A 19631-nucleotide genomic window follows, 5' to 3' on the forward strand; every position below is an offset into this window, starting at 1 on the left:
CGGAGCTTTCGGGAGCGCTTCATTTGCGGTGTTTGAGCGGGAATCAGGCCTACGCCCTTGATGCCTGCTTCGCCGCACAATAAATGGGGCAGGAACGAAAGGCCACACCATGTCAGACACGATCGATTCCGCCGACCTCGAAAAACGCGCCTCCGAACTCGTGGATCTCGCCCGCAAGGCCGGCGCGGACGCGGCCGATGCGGTGGTGGTCCGCGGCCGCTCCCGCTCAGTCTCCGTGCGCCTCGGCAAGGTCGAAGCGACGGAAGCCTCCGAGAGCGATGATTTCTCGCTCCGGGTGTTCGTCGGCCGGCGCGTTGCCAGCGTTTCGGCCAATCCGGGCTTCGACCTGAAGCTGCTTGCCGAACGCGCGGTTGCCATGGCCAAGGCCTCGCCGGAGGACCCGTTCGCGTCGCTTGCGGATGCGGACCGGCTGGCGAAATCCTATCCGGACCTCGATCTCTTCGACCCGACCGACGTGTCGACCGAAAGCCTGACCGAGGCAGCACTTGCTGCCGAAGAGGCAGCGCTTGCCGTCTCCGGCGTTACCAATTCCAGCGGCGGTGGCGCTTCGGCCGGCATGGGCGGTCTCGTGCTCGTCACCTCGCACGGCTTTTCCGGTTCCTACATGGCTACGCGCTTCGGCCTGTCCGTCAGCGCCATCGCCGGCGAAGGCACCAAGATGGAGCGCGACTACGACTACGACAGCCGTCTCTACATCGCGGACCTGCGCGCTTCCGACGAGATCGGCCGAATTGCCGGCGAGCGTGCGGTTGCGCGCGTCAACCCGCGCCAGGTGCCGACCGCCAAGAACGTCACCGTCGTCTTCGACCCACGCATGGCGCGCGGCTTCGTCGGGCATCTGGCGGGCGCCATCAACGGCGCCTCGGTCGCCCGCAAGACAAGCTTCCTGCGCGACAAGATGGGCAAGCAGATCCTGAAGTCGGGCCTCTCGGTGACGGACGATCCGCTGATCGTGCGCGGCTCGTCTTCGCGCCCCTTCGATGGCGAAGGCGTGCGCGGCGAAAAGCTCGTCATGGTCGAGGACGGAGTGCTCAAGCACTGGTTCCTGTCGACCTCGGCTGCGGCCGAGCTCGGGCTTCAGACCAACGGCCGTGGCGTGCGCGGCGGTCCGACCGTCAACCCGGCCTCGACCAATCTTGCGCTCGAGCCCGGTTCGATCTCGCGCGAAGATCTGATCCGCAGCGTCGGGACCGGCTTCTACGTCACCGAGCTGATCGGCCAGGGCGTCAACATGGTGGCGGGCGAATACAGCCGCGGCGCCTCCGGCTTCTGGATCGAGAACGGCGAACTCACCTTTGCGGTCTCCGAGGTCACGATCGCGTCCAATCTGAAGGACATGTTCATGGCGCTGACGCCCGCCGACGACATCGACCGCAAGTTCGGCGTCGCCGCGCCGACACTGGCGATCGAGGGCATGACGCTCGCCGGCGTCTAGGCGCGGCATCTTAAGCAACGAGACGAAGCGTGCGGTTTTGCGCGCACGCCCCGCTTCCATAGTGTATGAGGGAGCGGGCTGACGAGGATTTCTATGTCTGACGAAGCACGATCGGTCGTGGATTGGGAAGCGGATCTCCAGTTGATCCGCACCGCCGCGGTCGCTGCCGGACAAACGGCGCTTGGATATTTCCGCAAGGGTCCGGATGTCCGTTGGAAGAATGAAGGGCGCTCGCCGGTGAGCGAAGCGGATCTCGCGGCCAACGATGTGCTGAAAACCCGTTTGCTTGCAGCCAGGCCAGACTACGGCTGGCTGTCGGAAGAGACGGATGACGACCGCAGCCGGCTTTCCCGCGAAACGGTTTTCGTCGTCGATCCGATCGACGGTACGCGCGCCTTCATCGCCGGCAAGGAGCTCTGGTGCGTCAGCGTTGCCGTCGTCCACGGTGGCCAGCCTGTCGCCGGCATCCTCTATGCCCCGGCGCTTGACGAACTTTTCGAGGCGGTTGCGAGTGGCCCGGCGCTGAAGAACGGCGATCCGATTTTCGTGCGCGAGGCAAAACCCGGTGAGACGCTGCACCTTGCGGCCGCCGAAGATACGATCGGCATGTTCGCCGGCGCCTATGGCAACCCCGTTGCGCGTGTGCCGCACGTGCCGTCATTGGCTTACCGGCTGGCGATGGTTGCCGACGGGCGGATCGACGGTACGCTGGTGAAAAAGAACGCCCATGATTGGGACCTGGCGGCAGCCGACCTCATTCTTGCGCGCGCCGGAGGGGGACTTGCCGACCTCACCGAAACGTCCTTGTCCTACAATCGCCCCGAAGTTGTTCATGGGGTTCTCTGTGCGGCCGCAAGGCCGCTGTTGCCGGGCCTGATTGCCGCCTCGCGGTCGCTGGAGCCCCATTGACCTTTGGGGCCGAATGCCTCAAATCATCGCCCACACCCAATAAAAATAAATGGAATTCCGATGGCTCACGACACCGAGAAAAAACAACGTCTGCATCTCGTCTTTGGCGGCGAACTCACCACGCTGACGGACGTCCACTTCCGCGACCTGGACAAGCTCGATATCGTCGGCATCTACCCGGACTACGACAGCGCCCTTGCAGCCTGGAAATCCAAGGCGCAGATGACCGTAGACAACGCCCACATGCGTTACTTCATCGTCCACATGCACCGTCTGCTCGACCCGGAAAACGGCTGATGCCGATGCAGTCGGGATGCGCGGCGCATAGCCGCGTGCCGGTTCTATGCGAACTTTGGCTGGCTGACGCGGCCGGGGACGGTGTCTCGTCATGAGCAGTTTTCGTGCGCGTCTGGCGCTATCCAGCTATCGCTGGATCGGCTCGGCGATCTACCCATTGGTCTGGTCCTACCTTGCCATTCGCGCCGCGAAGGGCAAGGAGGATCCTGCCCGCCGGCGCGAGCGCTACGGGCATGCGAGCGCGCCGCGCCCGCAGGGACCGCTCGTCTGGTTCCACGCCGCAAGCGTCGGCGAGACCAATGCAGTCATCCCGCTGATCAAGGAAATCCGCAGGCGCGGCATCCACGTCATCCTGACCACGGGCACGATGACGTCTGCACGCGTCGTCTCCGAGCGTCTTGGCGCGTCGGTGATCCACCAGTATGTCCCGCTCGATTTCAAGCCGGCGGTCAGCCGGTTCTTGAGCTATTGGGAGCCGGACCTGGCAATCATTGCCGAATCCGAAATCTGGCCGATGACCATCCTCGAACTCGGTCGCCGCCATATTCCTCAAGTACTGGTCAACGGTCGCCTGTCCGACCGGACTTTCGCCCGCTGGAAGCGCCGCCCGGCACTTGCCGATGCGCTGTTTGAGAACCTGGCGCTGGTGATTGCCCAGTCCGATGTCGATGCGGACCGCTTTCGCACACTCGGCGCCCTGCCGGTGATGGTTTCCGGCAACCTGAAAGTCGATACCGACGCGCCGCCGCACGATCCGCAGGCGCTTCGCGAATACCGTCAGCAGATTGGCGCCCGCAAGACCTGGGCGGCGATCTCGACCTTCGACGGCGAGGAGAACGCCGCCGGCGTCGTGCACCGCGCGCTGAAGGAGCGCACCGGCCTTTTGACGATCATCGTGCCGCGGCACCCCGATCGCAGCGACGCCATCGAGGCTGCGCTGACGGCGAAGGGACTGAAGGTTGCCCGCCGCACCCGGCGTGATCCGCTGACACCCGATATCGACATCTTCCTCGGTGACACGATCGGCGAGATGGGGCTCTATCTGCGCCTGACCGAGGTCGCTTTCGTCGGCCGTTCGCTGTTTGCAGAAGGCGGCCAGAACCCGTTGGAGCCGGCGATGCTCGGCTGTGCGGTCCTGTCCGGTGGTAACGTCCAGAATTTCCGCGAGACCTATCAGACGCTCGCCAAGAACGGCAGCGCCAAGATCGTGCGCGACGTCGAGATGCTGGCCAAGGGCGTCAACTATCTGCTCGCCAACGACGACATGCGTCGCTCGATGATCGATGCCGGCCTTGAAACCGTGCAAGAGATGCGCGGTGCGCTGTCGGCGACGATGAAGGGGCTTGAGCCCTATATCAATCCGCTGATCGTCAAGGCACGCCTCAACCCGCCGACCGACAACTGACACTGCAGGAAACATATGCCCGCCATGACCGCACCGAAAGCCATCGCCGGTATCCTGTTCGACAAGGATGGAACCCTGCTCGACTACGCCAAGAGCTGGGTACCGGTGAACTACGAGCTGGCGCGGATTGCGGCAAAGGGCGACGAAGCCCTGGCCCGAACACTGCTGAAGGCGGGCGGCATGGATGCCGATACCGGCCATGTCCTGCCCGATAGCCTGCTTGCGGCCGGCAACACCGTTGAGATCGCGACCGGTTTCGTTGCCGCCGGTGCGCCTTTTACCGTCGCCGAACTGACGACGCTGCTCGACAGCCTGTTTGCGCGTTCGGCCGAGTATGCGGTGCCGGTCACTGATCTCGGCTCGTTCTTCGCTGGCCTGCATGCCAAGGGGTACCGTCTCGGCGTCGCGTCGAGCGACAACGAAAAATCGATCCGCGAAACCGCGAAGCGCTTTGGTTTCGACAGCTATCTGCACTACGTGGCGGGGTATGACAGCGGCTACGGCGTCAAGCCCGAACCTGGCATGGTACTCGGCTTTTGTGCCGCGACCGGGCTTGATCCGCGCCAGGTCGTCGTCGTCGGCGACAACAACCACGACATGCACATGGGCCGCAACGCCGGCGTCGGCATGACGGTCGCGGTCTTGACCGGCACCGGCTCGCGCCAGTCGCTCGCAGCGGCCTCCGATCATTGCCTCGCCGACATCACCGAGCTCGAAGCCGTTCTCTAGGGAATGACCGGGGAGCGAAGGCGGTCTGGTCGTCGTTGCTTCTCCGTATCTTCGCGCTCCCGACCCGGTTCCGCATAGCTGTGATAGCCGCATCCGTCTCAATCGCTTGCGTTTTTCCGCGTTCTGACGTTTTTTGTGGCAGTTGCCGGGTTCGGTCCCGGCGGCGGTTTTAAACCGTCCCTCCCGGAGAGGAAGGACTTCAGCGGCCGGGAGGCCATGGAACGAAGATGGTATCGGAAGCGCCGCCATTCTGGTGGACCAAGGCGGATTGGCGTGCTCGTGCCTTGTGGCCGTTTTCATGGGCTTACGGGCGCATTGCCGGCATGCGCATGGATCGCGCCCAGCGGGCCACGGTTCCCGTCCCGGTTATCTGCATCGGCAATTTCACCGTCGGCGGTGCCGGCAAGACGCCGACGGCGATCGCGCTTGCACGCGCCATCCGCCAGAAGGGTCTGAAGCCCGGCTTCTTGAGCCGCGGCTATGGCGGTTCGCTCGACGTGACGACCGTCGTCGATCCCGAACACCATCGCGCGCGCGACGTCGGCGACGAGCCGCTGCTTCTGGCGCGTGAGGCGCTCACCGTCGTCTGCCGCCGTCGCGTCGACGGTGCTCGCCGTCTGGTGAAGGAGGGCGTGGATATCATCATCATGGATGACGGTTTCCAGAGCGCGCGGCTGGCCTTCGATTTCGCGCTGCTTGTGATCGATTCTCGCCGCGGCATCGGCAACGGCTATCTTGTGCCGGCAGGGCCGGTGCGCGCGCCGCTGAAAAACCAGATCCGCCACGCCACGGCATTGCTGAAGATTGGCGGCGGCACGGAAGCCGACGCCTTGATCCGCCGCGCCGCGCGGGCCGGCAAGCAGATCTACGAGGCGGACGTCGTGAAGCGTGACGACGGATCGCTTGATGGCGTCAGGGTGCTCGCCTGGGCCGGTATCGCCGATCCCGAAAAATTCTATCGCACCGTGCGTGAGACCGGTGCCGTGATCGAGGAAACCCGCAGCTTTCCCGATCACCACCATTTTTCCGACGACGAGATTGGCGACCTGTTGGATCGCGCATCCGCCCTGGGGTGCACGCTGGTCACCACCGCCAAGGACATGGTGCGGCTGGAGCCCGGCCACGGCCGCGCCGCCGAGCTGGTTGATGCAAGCAGGGTGATCGAGATCGACGTCAGGTTCGATGATCCGTCGGCGCCTGCGAAAATCATCGAGACGGCGATCGCCGCCGCGCGAGGACGCAAGCTGCGCGAGGGCGCTGGCAAATAGCGGCAGTCTCTCGTGCGGTCATCCTGGTTGAGGGGAGGCGCGAAGGCTCGCGTCGATGGGGCTTAAAGCGCGTCGCGACCGTTCAGGTTCGCTCCTTGCGCATTAAGCCTTTCATTTTTCGCTCATCGATATCGCAAATCCGCCGCGCATTTTTGCGCGCGATGCTCTAGCGGCGCTGGTTCGGCAGGGCACCGGCGCGTTTTTCGGCCTCGAGCGAGGCTTCCGCGTCGATATAGGGCTCCTGTCTGGCAACGCTCCAGTAGCGCAGCTCATCGACGGGGATGGTCTTGCCGGTCATGGCGCAGATCACATGCGAGCCAGCAAGGACGATCTGGAAGTCGCCGTCGAGATAACGGATCTTCGCCTCGCGCGACGTGCTTCCTTCAAACCGGTTCATCATGCTCGGCGCCCATTTTGTCTTCGTGGTGTTTCCTTGGTCTAGCTCGGCATTCCGCAAAATGCCAGCCGCATTTCACAACGTCGCGCCCGATCAGCTTCGTCCGAACAGCCGCTCGATATCGGTGAGCTTGAGTTCGATGTAGGTCGGCCGGCCATGGTTGCATTGCCCGGAACCAGGCGTTGCCTCCATCTGCCGCAAGAGTGCGTTCATTTCCTCGGTGCGCATGCGCCGGCCGGAGCGAACCGAGCCATGGCACGCCATCGTCGCTGCGAGATATTCAAGCCGGCTCGTCAGGCCGCTTGCCGTATCCCACTCGGCAAGCTCGTCGGCCAGCTGGCGCACCAGGCCGACGGCATCCATTTCGCCGAGCATCGCCGGCGTCTCGCGCACGGCGATCGCGCCGGGGCCGAAACGTTCAATCGCGAGACCGAGACGGGCGAATTCCGCCGCATGCGCGATCAGCCGGTCGCAGTCGTCTTCGGAAAGGTCGACGATTTCCGGGATGAGCAGCGCCTGGGCGGCAACCGGTCGCGAATGCAGCGCCGTGCGCATCGCCTCGAACACCAGCCGTTCATGGGCGGCATGCTGGTCGACGATGACAAGGCCATCATTGGTCTGCGCGACGATATAGTTCTCGTGCAGCTGCGCCCGGACCGCGCCGAGCGGGAAGGATTGAGGCTGCGATGCCTCTGGGGCTTCGGCTGCCGGCGCAGGCACGACCCCTTCGAACGGCGCTGCGATCCGTGCCGAGGGTGCCGAGAAGGCGGCGAAGCTTGCCTGCGGGGTTTCTCCGAGCTCGCGCAGCATGGCGCCGAAATGCGCCGGGCGGGAAGGGGATGTCTCTGCGCTCCAGGGCTCAGGGCGGTAGTTGCCGGAGCGGAAGGCTTGCATCATGCCGCGCGCGCCCGTTGTCGCGGCGCGGTCGCCTTCGCGGTTCAACGCTTCGCGGATCGCGCCGATGATGAGGCCGCGGATGAGGCCGGGATCGCGGAAGCGGACATCGGACTTCGCCGGATGCACGTTGACGTCGACAAGCTCGGGATCGAGCGCGATCGACAGCACCGCCACCGGATAGCGGCCACTCGGGATCGTCTCGGAATAGGCGGCGCGGATCGCCGACAGCAACATCTTGTCCTGCACCGGCCGTCCGTTGACGAAAATATACTGCTGCAGCGAGTTGCCGCGGTTGTAGGTCGGCACACCGGCAAAGCCGGTGAGCTCGACGTCTTCGCGCGCCGCGTCGATCTCGATGGCATTGTCGCGGAAATCCTTGCCGAGCACCTGCGCCATGCGCGCCAGGCGGTCCGCGCCGGTCGCTGGAAACTCCAGCGTCGAACGGTCGCTGCCGGAAAGAACGAACCGAACCGCCGGGAAGGCGATGGCCATGCGGCGCACCACTTCCGAAATTGCCGCGGCTTCCGCCTTTTCCGACTTCATGAACTTGAGACGGGCAGGTGTTGCGAAGAAGAGGTCGCGGACCTCGACCACTGTTCCGGTGTTGGCCGGCGACGGGCGGACGGCGTCCGTCTTGCCGCCGTTGACGGCGATGATCGCACCTTCGTTGGCGCCAGCTGCGCGCGTCGTGATCGACAGCCGGGCGACCGAACCGATCGACGGCAGCGCCTCGCCGCGAAAGCCAAGCGTGCGGATATCGAAAAGGCTGTTGTCGAGCTTCGACGTACAATGTCTGCGAACCGCCAGTTCGAGGTCAACAGGCGTCATGCCGGAACCATTGTCGGTGACACGCAGCAACGTCTTGCCACCGCCGGCGGTTGCGATCTCGATCCGCGTTGCGCCGGCGTCGAGCGCATTCTCGATCAGCTCCTTGGCGGCGCTGGCGGGGCGTTCGATCACTTCGCCGGCGGCGATCTGGTTGATGAGGGTTTCTGAAAGCTGCTTGATGGCCATGCCGCATTTTCCCGGATTCGCCGGCGAAACGGAAGAGGGCACGGCGTCTCGTCCCCTACCTCTCGTTCACGTCGGAAGGGCCGGAAAAATGATCGCGGGTTTAATGGGCCCTTAACACTCTGCTGCGATTTTCCACAACAACCTGAATGATCACGGGTTTTGTCCTTTGAGCATTGCGGCGTAGCTGGACGCCGTACTCCCTTCGCTTAAAGAGATGCCTGCCAAGGCCACCCCAGCATGTCCCGAAATGTAACCGCCGCTGCTCAGCCGCGCGTCTTTTCCGACGCATAACGGTCGCCGCAGCACTTTGATTGGCTGCGTGTTTTTCCCTTGGATCGGAGACGATCCAGCAAGCATGCAGTAGGCGAGCGAGGACATCGCGATGAACGATGGGGCGTCGATCGGCGCGGACATCAACAGGGTCATTCTTGAGTCGAGTTGCGACGCACTCGGCATCGCTATGCTTGTCTGCAGTCGGGACGATACCATTCTGTTTTCCAGTCGCACGATGCTGCAGTATTTTCCGGTGCCTGCCGAAATTCTGCTGCCCGGGACGCGGCTGAGGGACTTTCTCGGCGCTGTCTACGACACCGGCGTCCGTCCAGGCACCGTGCCGGAAAGCAGCCGGCGGCGTACCAATCGCGAGGACTGGATTGCCGAGCACATGGCGCTGCATTGGCGCGAGCGCTACGAGAGCGTCGAGCGCGCTGGCCGCACGCGGTGGATTTCGATGCGCAAGCGCCGCCTGTCGAGCGGCATGGGCATCCTGTCGATCAGCGACGTCTCCGACCAGAAGAAGCGCGACGATCAGTTGCAGACGGACCTGGAGCGGGTCGAGCTGACCGAAGAGATCCTCGACGCCCAGCCCAATCCCATATGCGTGAAGGATCGCAACCTCAACTATATCGCGGTCAACAAAGCCTTCTGCCTGATCCACGACCTGCCACAGGACGGGATCCTCGGCCGCTCCGCCTGGGACCTGGTCGACAGTGAAATGGCGGAACGGTTCGAGCAGTCGGATCGGCTGGTGCTTGAAACCGGCAAGCCGCATTCACAAGCCGAACACATCGTGCGCGCCGACGGCAGCGATCTCTGGGTGCTGACACGCAAGTATCGCGTGGGCATGCCCGGCCGTCACTTTGTCGTCACCTGCATGAACGACGTGACCGACATTGCCGTCTGGTATCAAAGCAGCGGCGAACCTCCCGTTGAGGCCGGGCTGCAGATCCGCGACTACAGCATTTTCGCGGCAGCACAGAATTTCTACGATCCCTTCCGGGCGCTGAACGTCCAGCAATTGGTCGAGGCGGGGTCCATGATCGAGACCTTGCCTGCACGCGGCCTGCGCGTGCTGCTGGCAACTGGCGACCGATTGCTGGAAGAACGGCTTGTCGCCCGCCTGCGCGGATCGGGTCTCGACGCCTGCGCCGTTCGCGATGCCGACGAATTGCGTGCCTTCTCCCTCGCCATCGACGAAGCGGGGCTGAAACTCGACATCCTCCTGCTCGATGGAGCCTTCCCAGAGCGACAGAAGATCGGCTCCGCCTGGCGCGATAGTCCGATCCTTGCCGTTTCCGCAGAGCAGGACGGCGCCGCCGTGCTTGCGGAAGTCTTCCGTGTCTGCTCCGAACGGGGAGGCGTGACGGCATCAACGCAACCGGAGTGGTCGCTGTCATTCGAGGCCGAGGGGATTGCCCCCCCACCGCCCGCACCTCAGGTCGACGTGCTCGTCGCCGAAGACAACCAGATCAACCAGTTCGTCTTCACCCAGATCCTCGAAGGGCTGGGCGTCTCGCATCGCATCGCCGCCAACGGCCGCGAAGCCGTCGAGCTGTGGCACGAGCTGCAGCCGGCCCTTGTGCTGATGGATGTGTCGATGCCGGTGATGAACGGATTTGATGCGACCGTCGCCATAAGGTCGGCCGAAAAGGCGCGGGGACAGAAAACGCCCATCATCGGGGTCACCGCGCAGGCGCTCGATATCGACCTGCAGCAATGCAAGGCCTCGGGCATGGATGACCACATCATGAAGCCGGTGAGCCCGGATATGATCGAGGCGGTCTTGAGAAAATTCATGCCGGTAAAGGCAATACGCACGGCAGGTTGAGTAAAAAGCGTGTCAACTCGCTAGAATTGGGGAGGCCGATGGCAAATCTTGGCGTGGCGCGATATCGGATTGTTAACCGCGGATTGCGATCGTCTCAACCGAATTGCCGCTAAAGTGTAGAGCCCCATCCGTATGCGTCGCGTCCTCCTCGTTGCCCCAGCCCCGGCCGTGTCTGAACGGCACTGCCGGTTCGCGCCGCGGCGGCCCAAAGGGGGACGGCGATGATGATCGCGGAAACGCCCCATCACCGTGGCGGCCATGAACTGCCAGCTCTGCGGGCCGACATCGACCCGTTGACGGGGCTGGGCAACGCCCGTTGCCTGCGTCAAAGCGTCATCGACCTTGCAAGTGAGCGCGCCAGCGATCCTGCCCCCTTCACGATCGGCCTTGCCAACATCGATGGGTTCAAGCCGATCAACGATCTGTTCGGACCGGCAGCAGGGGATGAGATTCTCTGCCAGGTTGCCTACCGGCTGCAAGCCTGTGCGCCCGAGGGCGCGACGATCACCCGTTCCGAAAACGATGAATTCGCCTTCGTCCTGCCGCTCGTTTTCGAGCGCAAGGGTGCGGAAAAGATCGGCCAGATGCTGAAGGAGGTGCTCTCGGCCCCCTTCGACCTTGGCGACCGGCACGTGCGCCTGTCCGCTTCTTTCGGTTTTGCCGTCTATCCCTTCGCCGGCGAGGTGTTCGACGACCTCCTGAAAAGCGCTGATACCGCGCTCTATCGCTCGAAGCGCCGCGGCCGCGGCCAGATCACCGTCTATTCGCAAGAAATCGCCCAGGAGATGAAGCGCGCCACGCAGCTTGAACAGGCACTGCGCAACGCGATCATCGCCAACGAGGTCGATGTGCATTTTCAACCGATCGTCGATCTGCGCAACGATGCGGTCGTCGGCTTCGAGGCCTTGGCACGCTGGTGCGACGCCGATCTCGGTTATGTGTCTCCCGCCGTGTTCGTGCCGCTCGCCGAGGAGCGCGGCTTCATCGATTCGTTGGCCGAGGTCCTGTTGCGCAAGGCGGCCCATGCCGCATTGTCCTGGCCAAAGGAGCTTTTCCTCTCCTTCAACCTGTCCTCGGCGCAGCTCATGGATCCGACCACCAGCCGGCGGCTGCTGTCGATCATCAGCCAGATCGGCCTCGATCCGCGCCGCCTGGAGCTTGAGATCACCGAGACGGCGGTCATGGCCGATGCGGATACGGCCCAGAAGATCGTCTCGGAGCTGCGCGCCGCCGGTGTGCGCGTCTCGCTTGACGATTTCGGCACCGGCCAGTCGAGCCTCGGGCGGCTGAGGGATTTCTCCTTCGACAAGGTCAAGATCGACCGCGCCTTCGTCTCGCGCATCTCGGCCGATCGTGCTTCGGAGCACATCATCAAGGCGATCGTCTCGATGTGCGAGGGGCTTGAGCTTGAGGTGGTCGCCGAAGGCATCGAGGATTTCTCCGAGGCCTTGAAACTGAAGGCACTCGGTTGCGGTCTGGGGCAGGGCTATTTCTACGGAAAGCCGGCCGATGCGGTCGCGACGATGCGCTATCTCGCCGATCGTTATCGCGATCTTCAGGGGCAGGCCTGATCGGTCCTAGCACCGCTTGGTTTGTCGCGCACTTTTACGCTTCGTTCTCCGACAGGGCCGCGCGGTCGCGCCGCCCTTCCTCCAGCAGCCAGTCACGCACCCGTTTTGCCTGGGCGTTGAGCTCGCGCGAGCGTGGCCAGACGACGTAGAAAGCGAGCCCTGTCTTAAGCACGTGTCCGGCGACCGGAACCAGGGCGCCGGAGCGGATCTGCGGGTAGATCAGGTGTTCCCAGCCAAGCGCCACACCTTCCCCGGCCAACACCGCCTGCATCACCAGCACATAGTCGTTGATCGCGAGCCGTCGCGCCTGTTTCGGATAGGCGAGGCCGGCGCTGGCAAACCATTCGGTCCAGTCGCAGGCGCGGCGAACCGGTTCTTCGAGGTGGATGAGGTTGTGTCTCGGCAGATCGGCCGCCGTCTTCGGAAGGCCGTGTTGTTCGATATAGCCGGGGGTCGCCACCGCGTTGACGACCTCTTCGGCCAAGAGCGCCGCTTGGTAGCGCGGCCAATGGCTGGGATCGCCGCCGCGAATGCCGAGCGGGATCGGTTCTTCCTCAAGATCGAGATCGCGCACGCTGGTCTGGATGCGAAGGTCGATCTCGGGCAAATCCTCGCGCATGCGGTTGAGCCTTGGCAGCATCCACATCGAGGCAAAGGCGGTCGAGGCCGCCAGCGTCACATTGGTTTCGCGGCCCTTGGCGCGGATGTCTTCCGCCGATTTCTGGATGCGCGACAGCCCCACTGAAACGTCTGCGTGGAACTTCTCGCCGGCCTCGGTCAGTTCCACCGCCCGATGCACCCGGTGAAAGAGCGGCACGCCCAGCTGTTCCTCAAGGCCGCGGATCGCATAGGAGACCGCGGCCTGCGTCATGCCGAGCTCGTTGGCGGCGCGGGTGAAGTTCTGGTGGCGGCCGGCCGCCTCGAAAACGATGAGGCTTGCGGCCGATGGGAGCAGGCGACGCAGGTTTTCCATAAATCAAGCTTATCGGATGGATCGAATTTTTCCAGCGTTACAGAGAATATTTTCGCTCATAGCATCATCTCAGATGATGGGAGGATGCGGAATGGAAACGGCACTGGCAGCGACCGAGGCGGCACCGAGGCGGACGCGTGGGACGAGGCCACACCGGCGCGAGGGCGCCGGCCGCAGCCTCGGCGTTCCCTATATCAGCAGAAACATCCCGACCTATGATATCCTCGGCGAGGAAAGCCTGCTTCGGATCGAAGCGGTGGCCGACCGGATTCTTGCCGAAGTCGGCATCGAGTTTCGCGACGACCCGGCTTCGCTCGAGCACTGGAAGCGCGCCGGCGCCAGGATCGACGGCGTGCGGGTGACCTTCGAGCCTGGAATGCTGAAGGAGATCATCGCCTCGGCCCCACGCCAATTCACCCAGCACGCCCGCAATCCCGCGCGCAACGTGGAGATCGGTGGCAACAACGTCGTCTTCTCGCCGGCCTATGGTTCGCCCTTCGTCATGGATCTCGACAAGGGTCGGCGCTACGGCACGATCGAGGACTTCCGCAATCTGATCAAGCTCGCTCAGTCGAGCCCCTGGCTGCACCATTCCGGCGGTACGATCTGCGAGCCGGTCGACGTGCCGGTCAACAAGCGCCATCTCGACATGGTCTACAGCCACATCAAATATTCCGACCGTGCCTTCATGGGCTCGATCACGGCGGAAGATCGGGCAGAAGATTCGATCGATATGGCGCGCATCCTCTTCGGCCGCGATTTCGTTGACGAGAACTGCGTCATCCTCGGCAATGTCAACGTCAACTCGCCGCTCGTCTGGGACGGGACGATGACGAAATCGCTGCGCGCCTACGCACGGGCGAACCAGGCTGCCGTCATCGTGCCCTTCATTCTGGGTGGTGCCATGGGGCCGGTCACCAACGCTGGCGCCATCGCCCAGTCCTATGCCGAGACACTTGCCGGCTGCGCCCTGACCCAGCTCGAGCGCAAGGGCGCGCCTGTAATCTTCGGCAATTTTCTCTCGTCCATGTCGCTGCGGTCCGGGTCGCCCACTTTCGGTACGCCGGAGCCGGCGATCGGCAGCATGGTCGTCGGCCAGCTTGCGCGCCGCCTCGGCCTGCCGCTGCGTTGTGCCGGCAACTTCTCCAATTCCAAGCTGCCGGACGCGCAGGCGATGCAGGAGGGCGCCATGTCGATGCTGTCGGCGGTGCATTGCGGCGCCAACTTCATCCTGCACTCGGCGGGCTTCGTCGATGGGTTGCTCGCCATGTCCTACGAAAAATTCATGATGGACACCGACTTCTGCGGCGCATTGCATTCCTATCTCGCCGGCGTCGTCGTCGACGACAACACGCTTGCGATGGACGCCTTTCTGCAGGTCGGCCCCGGCAGCCATTTTCTCGGCTGCGACCACACGATGCGCAACTACCAGACTGCTTTCTGGGATTCAGGGCTGTCGGACAACGAGCCTTTTGAAAAATGGGTCGAGCAGGGCGAGACGGACATGGCGACCCGCGCCAACCGCGCCTGGAAGAAGACGCTTGCCGAGTACGAAGCGCCGCCCTTGGATGTAGCGGTAGACGAGGCGCTGGTCGATTATGTCACGCGCCGCAAGGAGAGCATGGCGGATGCCTGGTACTGACGAGGCCGTCACGGGCCGTCGCGCTCGAAGCATTGTCGAGAGACCCGCTGCTCCCTGAGCGCAAGCGAAAGCGGCGGTGCCAAGCACCGCCGCTCGCTGGAAGGCGTACTGAACTGCGTGATCACATGTTACTGCTGCGGCTGCTCGGTACCCTGCTGCATCGGCTGGGCCGGTGCAGTGGTCGTGGTCGAAGAGGTCGTCGAGGTGTCAACCGGCTGGTTGGCGTTCTGCTCGGCCACCTGCTGCGACTTGGTCTTGAACTCTGGCGCTGTCTTCAGCGTGTCGACGGTTTCGGTCGTCGTCAGCTTCAGCGCATCTGTGTTCGGCTGCTCGGCGATCGCGATCCGGTCGAACGGAACGGCGACGTTCTTTTCGCCCATGCCCAGGAAGCCGCCGACACCGATCACGGCCGCTTCGACGCCGCCATCCTTCTTCATGATCAGGTCGTTGATCTCGCCGATTTTTTCGTCACCGGCGTTGTATACGGTCTGGCCGATATAGGTGCTGGCCGCAATCTGGTCGGGCTGCTGCTCGGTCAGATAGGTGGCGCCGGCCGCAGCGACGTCTGCAGGTGCTTCTTCGCTAATCGGCGGCTTGGTCTGAGCCTGATCAGCAGGCGCGTCGCCGCCCGGAACCGGCTGCATCGTCTGCGGCTGGTCCATCGGCTTCGTTGCATCCTGCGCGAAAGACACCGGGGCGACAGCGAGGCCTATGAGAAGCGCGCCAGCCGCGACGGTCGTTGCGAGTTTCTTGGTCATATCAAACTGCCTTTCCTTGACGTTGTCTATCAAGGCGCGGGGGCCGGTTTCTGTTGCCGACATCCGCACCGGTGATACGGTCTCAACGCGCGGATCCAGGAACGGTTCCAAAAAAGCAGGCAAAAAATTCAGTGATGAGGGCGCGCTGATGTCGAACGCGATGCCATTACGTTCAATTGACGAATAAGAACTATGAGCCCATTGCCAGATTTATTATCGGCTTTGAATATATGTAAATTAGTAATTTATAATAATCTTCAGTTCATTCATGGAATTTTGATTGTTCTTGTCGATACTTGCGACAAGGCAGGAAATAGCGAAGTGCTTCTTCATCCTGCGTCCTGGACGATTTTCTCGATGTTTCTGCCGCGGCGCTTTCTCTCAGTTTCCTTTCTGTCCATCCTGGCGATGATCGGCCTCGTTCTCATCGAGCGCAATCTCTTCGGCGCGCGCTATTTTTCAGAGCGCGCTCCCAAGGTCGAACTCTACAATCTCTGGCACGCCTGGATCGCGCTCAGCCTCTCGCTCGCCGTCGTTCAAGGATTTACCCGCGATGCAGCGGGTTTCGGGGCGCCGGTGCTCCGGCTGGCCTCCGGTCGAGAACTCGGGATCTGCAGCGCCGCCTGGGTACTCGCTACCTTGATGGCACTCGCCTTCGTCATCGACCCGCTCGACTTCAGCCTGCTTGCGCGCGAAGACAGCCTGGTCGAATGGACGTCGGCTCTGCTGATCTTTGTCGCCTCTGGATTTCTGGCGGCCGCGGCAGCCGGACAGTTTCGCGCTGCCTTATCCGGAGAGGGGCGCCTCGCCTTTATCTCGGCTGCTGTTGCCGCCCTTCTGGCCGCCGGCTTCTTCGTGATCGGGATGGAAGAGATATCCTGGATGCAGCGCGTCTTCGGTTTTGCCACGCCGGAAGCATTGCTGGTCCTCAACAAGCAGCAGGAATTGAACCTGCACAACATCTCCACCGGCTTTTCGGAGCTGCTCTACTACGCCGGCAGCTTCGTCCTTCTGTCGCTGGCACCGTTCATCTGGTTATACCTGCGCACCGGTGTCGATCTTGGACGGCTGCAGGCCTTCGCCCCGAGCCTGCTGGTGCTCGTGGCAAGCGCCCCCATGGCTGCCTTCAACAGCGACAACTGGAGCATGCTGCCGACCCAGATGATGGCGATGACGACGGTGATCATGCTGCTGGTGATCGCGGATGTTGCGCTGAAGGCGGGACACTGGCGCGAGTTCATCCTGCTGACGGCGGCTGCCATCCTGATCGTCGTCATCCAGCAGCTCTTCGTGCTCAAGGCAGCTGATCTCGTGCGTCTGTGGGACCCAACCGAATACAAGGAGCTCTTCATCGCGCTGGGCCTCGCCATTTATGGGATCGAGGCCTGGTCGCGGCTGCGTTCCCACGCTGAAACCGCGTTGGTCTCCGTCGCTGGCGCCAAAAATGAAAATACCCCGCCGGGCGGCGAGGTATTGGAGGTATCCCGGAACGGGCGTTCTCAGGCGGCCTGAGCGGTCAGTGGCTCTCGCGCAGGACCTCGCTGCCGCTGCCGCCGACGAGGAAGTCGAGGTCCGCACCCTTGTCGGCCTGAAGCACCGTGTCCTGGTAGAGCTTGTAGTAGCCGCGCGTCCATTTCTGCGGCGGCGCCTGCCAGGCGGCCATGCGTGACTGAAACTCCTCGTCGCTGATCATCAGGTTGAGTTCGCCCTTCATCGCATCGAGCCGAATGCGGTCGCCGGTCTTGACGATCGCCAGCGGCCCGCCGGCATTCGATTCCGGGCTGACATGCAGGACGACGGTGCCGAAGGCGGTGCCCGACATGCGGGCGTCGGATACGCGCACCATGTCGCGCACGCCTTTTTCGACGAGGCGGCGCGGGATCGGCATGTTGCCGACCTCGGCCATGCCCGGATAGCCCTTCGGCCCGCAGCCCTTAAGGACGAGGATGGTATCCTCTGTCACCGGCAGGTCCGGGTCGTCGATCTTCGCCTTCAGTTCTTCGATCGTCTCGAACACATAGGCCGGCCCCTCGTGAACCAGAAGATGTTCGCTTGCGGCCGATGGCTTGATGACGGCGCCGTTGGGCGCAAGGTTGCCCTTGAGCACGCGGATGCCCGCGGCCGCCCTGAGCGGATTGTCGAGCGGGCGGATGACGTCGTCGTTATAGACTTCGGCATCTTCCCAGTATCTGCTGATCGGCACGCCGAAGACCGTTGGCGCGTCGGCGTGCAGCAGGTGCTGGATGCGGTTCATGACCGCCGGCAGGCCGCCGGCGTAGGCAAGATCCTCGATCAGATACTTGCCGGACGGCATGCAGTTGACGATGCAGGGCACCTGGCCGCCGACACGGTCGAAGTCCTCAAGACAGAGGTCGACGCCGGCCCGGCCGGCAATTGCCAGCATGTGCACGACGGCGTTGGTGGAGCCGCCAACCGCGGCATTGGCGATGATGCCGTTCTCGAAGTTCTTTTTGGTCAGGATCTTCGACAGGCGCAGGTCTTCATGCACCATCTCGACGATACGCTTACCCGTCATATGCGACAGCGCCATGCGGCGCGCGTCAACCGCGGGCAGGGCGGCGTTCGTTGGCAGTGACAGGCCCATCGCCTCGACGATCGAGGCCATGGTGGTGGCCGTGCCCATGGTCATGCACACGCCCGGGGAGCGCGACATGCCACTTTCGGCCGCCATGAATTCCTGCATGCTCATTTCGCCGGCGCGCACGGCCTCGGAGAACTTCCAGACATCCGTGCCGGAGCCGATGTCCTTGCCCTTCCACTTGCCGTTGAGCATCGGACCGGAGGAGACGACGATCGTCGGCAGGTCGACGGAGGCAGCACCCATGAGCTGGCCCGGCGTGGTCTTGTCGCAGCCGCCAAGCAGCACCACGCCGTCTATGCCATAGGCGCGGATCGCCTCTTCGACGTCCATGGCGAGCAGGTTGCGAAAGAGCATCGCCGTCGGGCGCATCTGCGTTTCGCCAAGCGAGGAAACAGGGAACTCGACCGGAAAACCGCCGGCTTCCCAGACGCCGCGCTTTACGCCTTCGGCAAGAATGCGAAGGTGGCTGTTGCAGGGCGTCAGTTCCGACCAGGTGTTACAGATGCCGATGATCGGGCGCCCGTCGAAGGCATGATCCGGAAACCCCTGGTTCTTCATCCAGGACCGATGGATGAACCCGTCCTTGTCCGTTCCACCGTACCAATGGCGGCTGCGCAGTTCTTTTTTCTTGTCGCTCATGCGAGCTTCCTCCTCACCATGCGATCTATCGCGTGGCTGAATTGTATGACTTTTTATTGGCGCTTCGCCAAGAGGCTCTGTTTTAGAGGCGGAATGACGGTTCGAACCGGCCCTTCACGCTTACGCCGAGTTCGAATGTCTTTCCGGCATGCGGATCGGCGGCGCGTGCCGTCTCGTCCATGTCCTGCCAGGCGCTCGTCACCATCAGCCTGTCTGCCTTGGCGCCGATAAAGCCAGGGCAACTCGTCTGCGTTGCCGGCAGTTTGTGCCGGGCGACCATGCTGCCGTCCGGCTTGTAGACATCGACCGTGCCTGTGCCCCAGCGTGCGTTCCAGATCAGCCCGTCGGCGTCACAGACCGAACCGTCCATGTCACCGGGATAGGGCTTGCTGTCGATGAGCACGGTCGGCTCGGCCTTCGGCAGGCCGGTTTCAGCATCGAGCTCGACGCGCATCAGCTTGTTGACGCGGCTGTCGATGAAGTAGCCGATCGTGCCATCCGGCGAGAAACAGATGCTGTTCGGAATGCTGATGTCGGCATAGAGCCTGGTCACCTTCGTGCCGGCGACATGATAGATCGCGCCGGACAGATCCTCGGCCTTGCGGCCCATGGTGCCGATCCAGAGCGCGCCAGAGGGGTGGACGCGGCCGTCATTGGAGCGGTTGGCCGGCTTGTCTTCGAGCGCCGTCAACAGGCTGAGCTGGCCCGATCTTGTGTCGCGCACAAACAGCCCCTGGTCGGAGGCAATCAGCTGGCGCGCGGGGTCGATGACCGCAAGCACGCTGCCGAGGAAGGGCAGCGCATGCACCGCCTTGCGGCCGCTTTCGAGGTGCAGCTCGTGCAACTCCTGGCCCTTGATATTGAACCACCAGGCGGTGCCGGTCGCCGGGTCGAAGGTCGGGCCTTCGCCAAGCTGGGACGGCGCCTCGTCGAGGATGCGGCCGGAAAAGGGGATGGCTTCCATAGC

The 19631-nt window shown here is 63.3% G+C and carries 16 protein-coding genes; 10 read left to right on the top strand and 6 right to left on the bottom strand.

Translation table 11 applies throughout. The features are described from left to right. Positions 1-109: 109 nt before the first annotated feature. The 6 genes from VGO04_RS27400 (at position 110) to lpxK (ending at position 6064) form a co-directional block, all read left to right on the top strand. Positions 110-1456: a TldD/PmbA family protein gene (locus VGO04_RS27400; protein ID WP_327499125.1), complete on the top strand. Its 1347-nt coding sequence runs from the start codon at positions 110-112 to the stop codon at positions 1454-1456. Between the two features lie 93 nt (positions 1457-1549). Beyond that, positions 1550-2365, top strand: a complete 816-nt coding sequence (locus tag VGO04_RS27405; RefSeq protein WP_327499126.1) for a 3'(2'),5'-bisphosphate nucleotidase CysQ — start codon at positions 1550-1552, stop codon at positions 2363-2365. 60 nt (positions 2366-2425) lie between these two features. Then, positions 2426-2662: a DUF4170 domain-containing protein gene (locus VGO04_RS27410; RefSeq protein WP_327499127.1), complete on the top strand. Its 237-nt coding sequence runs from the start codon at positions 2426-2428 to the stop codon at positions 2660-2662. A gap of 91 nt (positions 2663-2753) precedes the next feature. Then, the gene (waaA, locus tag VGO04_RS27415; RefSeq protein ID WP_327499128.1) at positions 2754-4067 is read left to right on the top strand and encodes a lipid IV(A) 3-deoxy-D-manno-octulosonic acid transferase; all 1314 of its coding nucleotides are present in this window, start codon (positions 2754-2756) and stop codon (positions 4065-4067) included. Positions 4068-4091: 24 nt separating this feature from the next. Continuing rightward, positions 4092-4796, top strand: coding sequence for an HAD family hydrolase (locus tag VGO04_RS27420; RefSeq protein WP_327499129.1), 705 nt, complete (start codon positions 4092-4094; stop codon positions 4794-4796). A 227-nt stretch (positions 4797-5023) separates the two neighbouring features. After that, positions 5024-6064, top strand: a complete 1041-nt coding sequence (lpxK, locus tag VGO04_RS27425) for a tetraacyldisaccharide 4'-kinase (RefSeq protein WP_327499130.1) — start codon at positions 5024-5026, stop codon at positions 6062-6064. A 166-nt stretch (positions 6065-6230) separates the two neighbouring features. Here the strand turns inward: lpxK and VGO04_RS27430 are convergent, their stop codons facing one another. Beyond that, positions 6231-6464 (bottom strand): DUF2093 domain-containing protein, encoded by a 234-nt coding sequence (locus tag VGO04_RS27430; RefSeq protein WP_327499131.1) that lies wholly within the window; start codon positions 6462-6464, stop codon positions 6231-6233. Between the two features lie 90 nt (positions 6465-6554). Further along, positions 6555-8372 carry a DNA mismatch repair endonuclease MutL gene (mutL, locus tag VGO04_RS27435; RefSeq protein WP_327499132.1) on the bottom strand — a complete coding sequence of 606 codons (1818 nt, stop codon included), beginning with the start codon at positions 8370-8372 and terminating at the stop codon, positions 6555-6557. A 382-nt stretch (positions 8373-8754) separates the two neighbouring features. Here mutL and VGO04_RS27440 point away from each other — a divergent pair, with 382 nt between their 5' ends. Next, positions 8755-10479: a response regulator gene (locus tag VGO04_RS27440; RefSeq protein ID WP_327499133.1), complete on the top strand. Its 1725-nt coding sequence runs from the start codon at positions 8755-8757 to the stop codon at positions 10477-10479. Between the two features lie 224 nt (positions 10480-10703). After that, positions 10704-12050 carry a putative bifunctional diguanylate cyclase/phosphodiesterase gene (locus VGO04_RS27445; protein ID WP_327499152.1) on the top strand — a complete coding sequence of 449 codons (1347 nt, stop codon included), beginning with the start codon at positions 10704-10706 and terminating at the stop codon, positions 12048-12050. A gap of 34 nt (positions 12051-12084) precedes the next feature. On the opposite strand, the gene VGO04_RS27450 is transcribed toward VGO04_RS27445, so the two are convergent. Next, positions 12085-13023, bottom strand: coding sequence for a LysR substrate-binding domain-containing protein (locus VGO04_RS27450; RefSeq protein WP_327499134.1), 939 nt, complete (start codon positions 13021-13023; stop codon positions 12085-12087). Positions 13024-13114: 91 nt separating this feature from the next. Here VGO04_RS27450 and VGO04_RS27455 point away from each other — a divergent pair, with 91 nt between their 5' ends. Continuing rightward, positions 13115-14665 carry a trimethylamine methyltransferase family protein gene (locus VGO04_RS27455; RefSeq protein WP_327499136.1) on the top strand — a complete coding sequence of 517 codons (1551 nt, stop codon included), beginning with the start codon at positions 13115-13117 and terminating at the stop codon, positions 14663-14665. 128 nt (positions 14666-14793) lie between these two features. Here the strand turns inward: VGO04_RS27455 and VGO04_RS27460 are convergent, their stop codons facing one another. Further along, positions 14794-15423: a PRC-barrel domain-containing protein gene (locus tag VGO04_RS27460; RefSeq protein ID WP_327499137.1), complete on the bottom strand. Its 630-nt coding sequence runs from the start codon at positions 15421-15423 to the stop codon at positions 14794-14796. 321 nt (positions 15424-15744) lie between these two features. Between VGO04_RS27460 and VGO04_RS27465 the strand changes: the two genes are divergently transcribed. Continuing rightward, entirely contained in the window at positions 15745-16935 is a 1191-nt protein-coding gene (locus VGO04_RS27465) for a hypothetical protein (RefSeq protein ID WP_327499138.1), read from the top strand. Positions 16936-16939: 4 nt separating this feature from the next. Here the strand turns inward: VGO04_RS27465 and VGO04_RS27470 are convergent, their stop codons facing one another. Further along, a complete protein-coding gene (locus tag VGO04_RS27470; RefSeq protein ID WP_327499139.1) occupies positions 16940-18664 on the bottom strand; it encodes an IlvD/Edd family dehydratase in 1725 nt (574 codons plus the stop codon). Between the two features lie 82 nt (positions 18665-18746). Beyond that, the gene (locus VGO04_RS27475) at positions 18747-19628 is read right to left on the bottom strand and encodes an SMP-30/gluconolactonase/LRE family protein (RefSeq protein ID WP_327499140.1); all 882 of its coding nucleotides are present in this window, start codon (positions 19626-19628) and stop codon (positions 18747-18749) included. Positions 19629-19631 lie beyond the last annotated feature (3 nt).

Source organism: Ensifer sp. (assembly GCF_035999185.1).
Lineage (GTDB): Bacteria > Pseudomonadota > Alphaproteobacteria > Rhizobiales > Rhizobiaceae > Ensifer.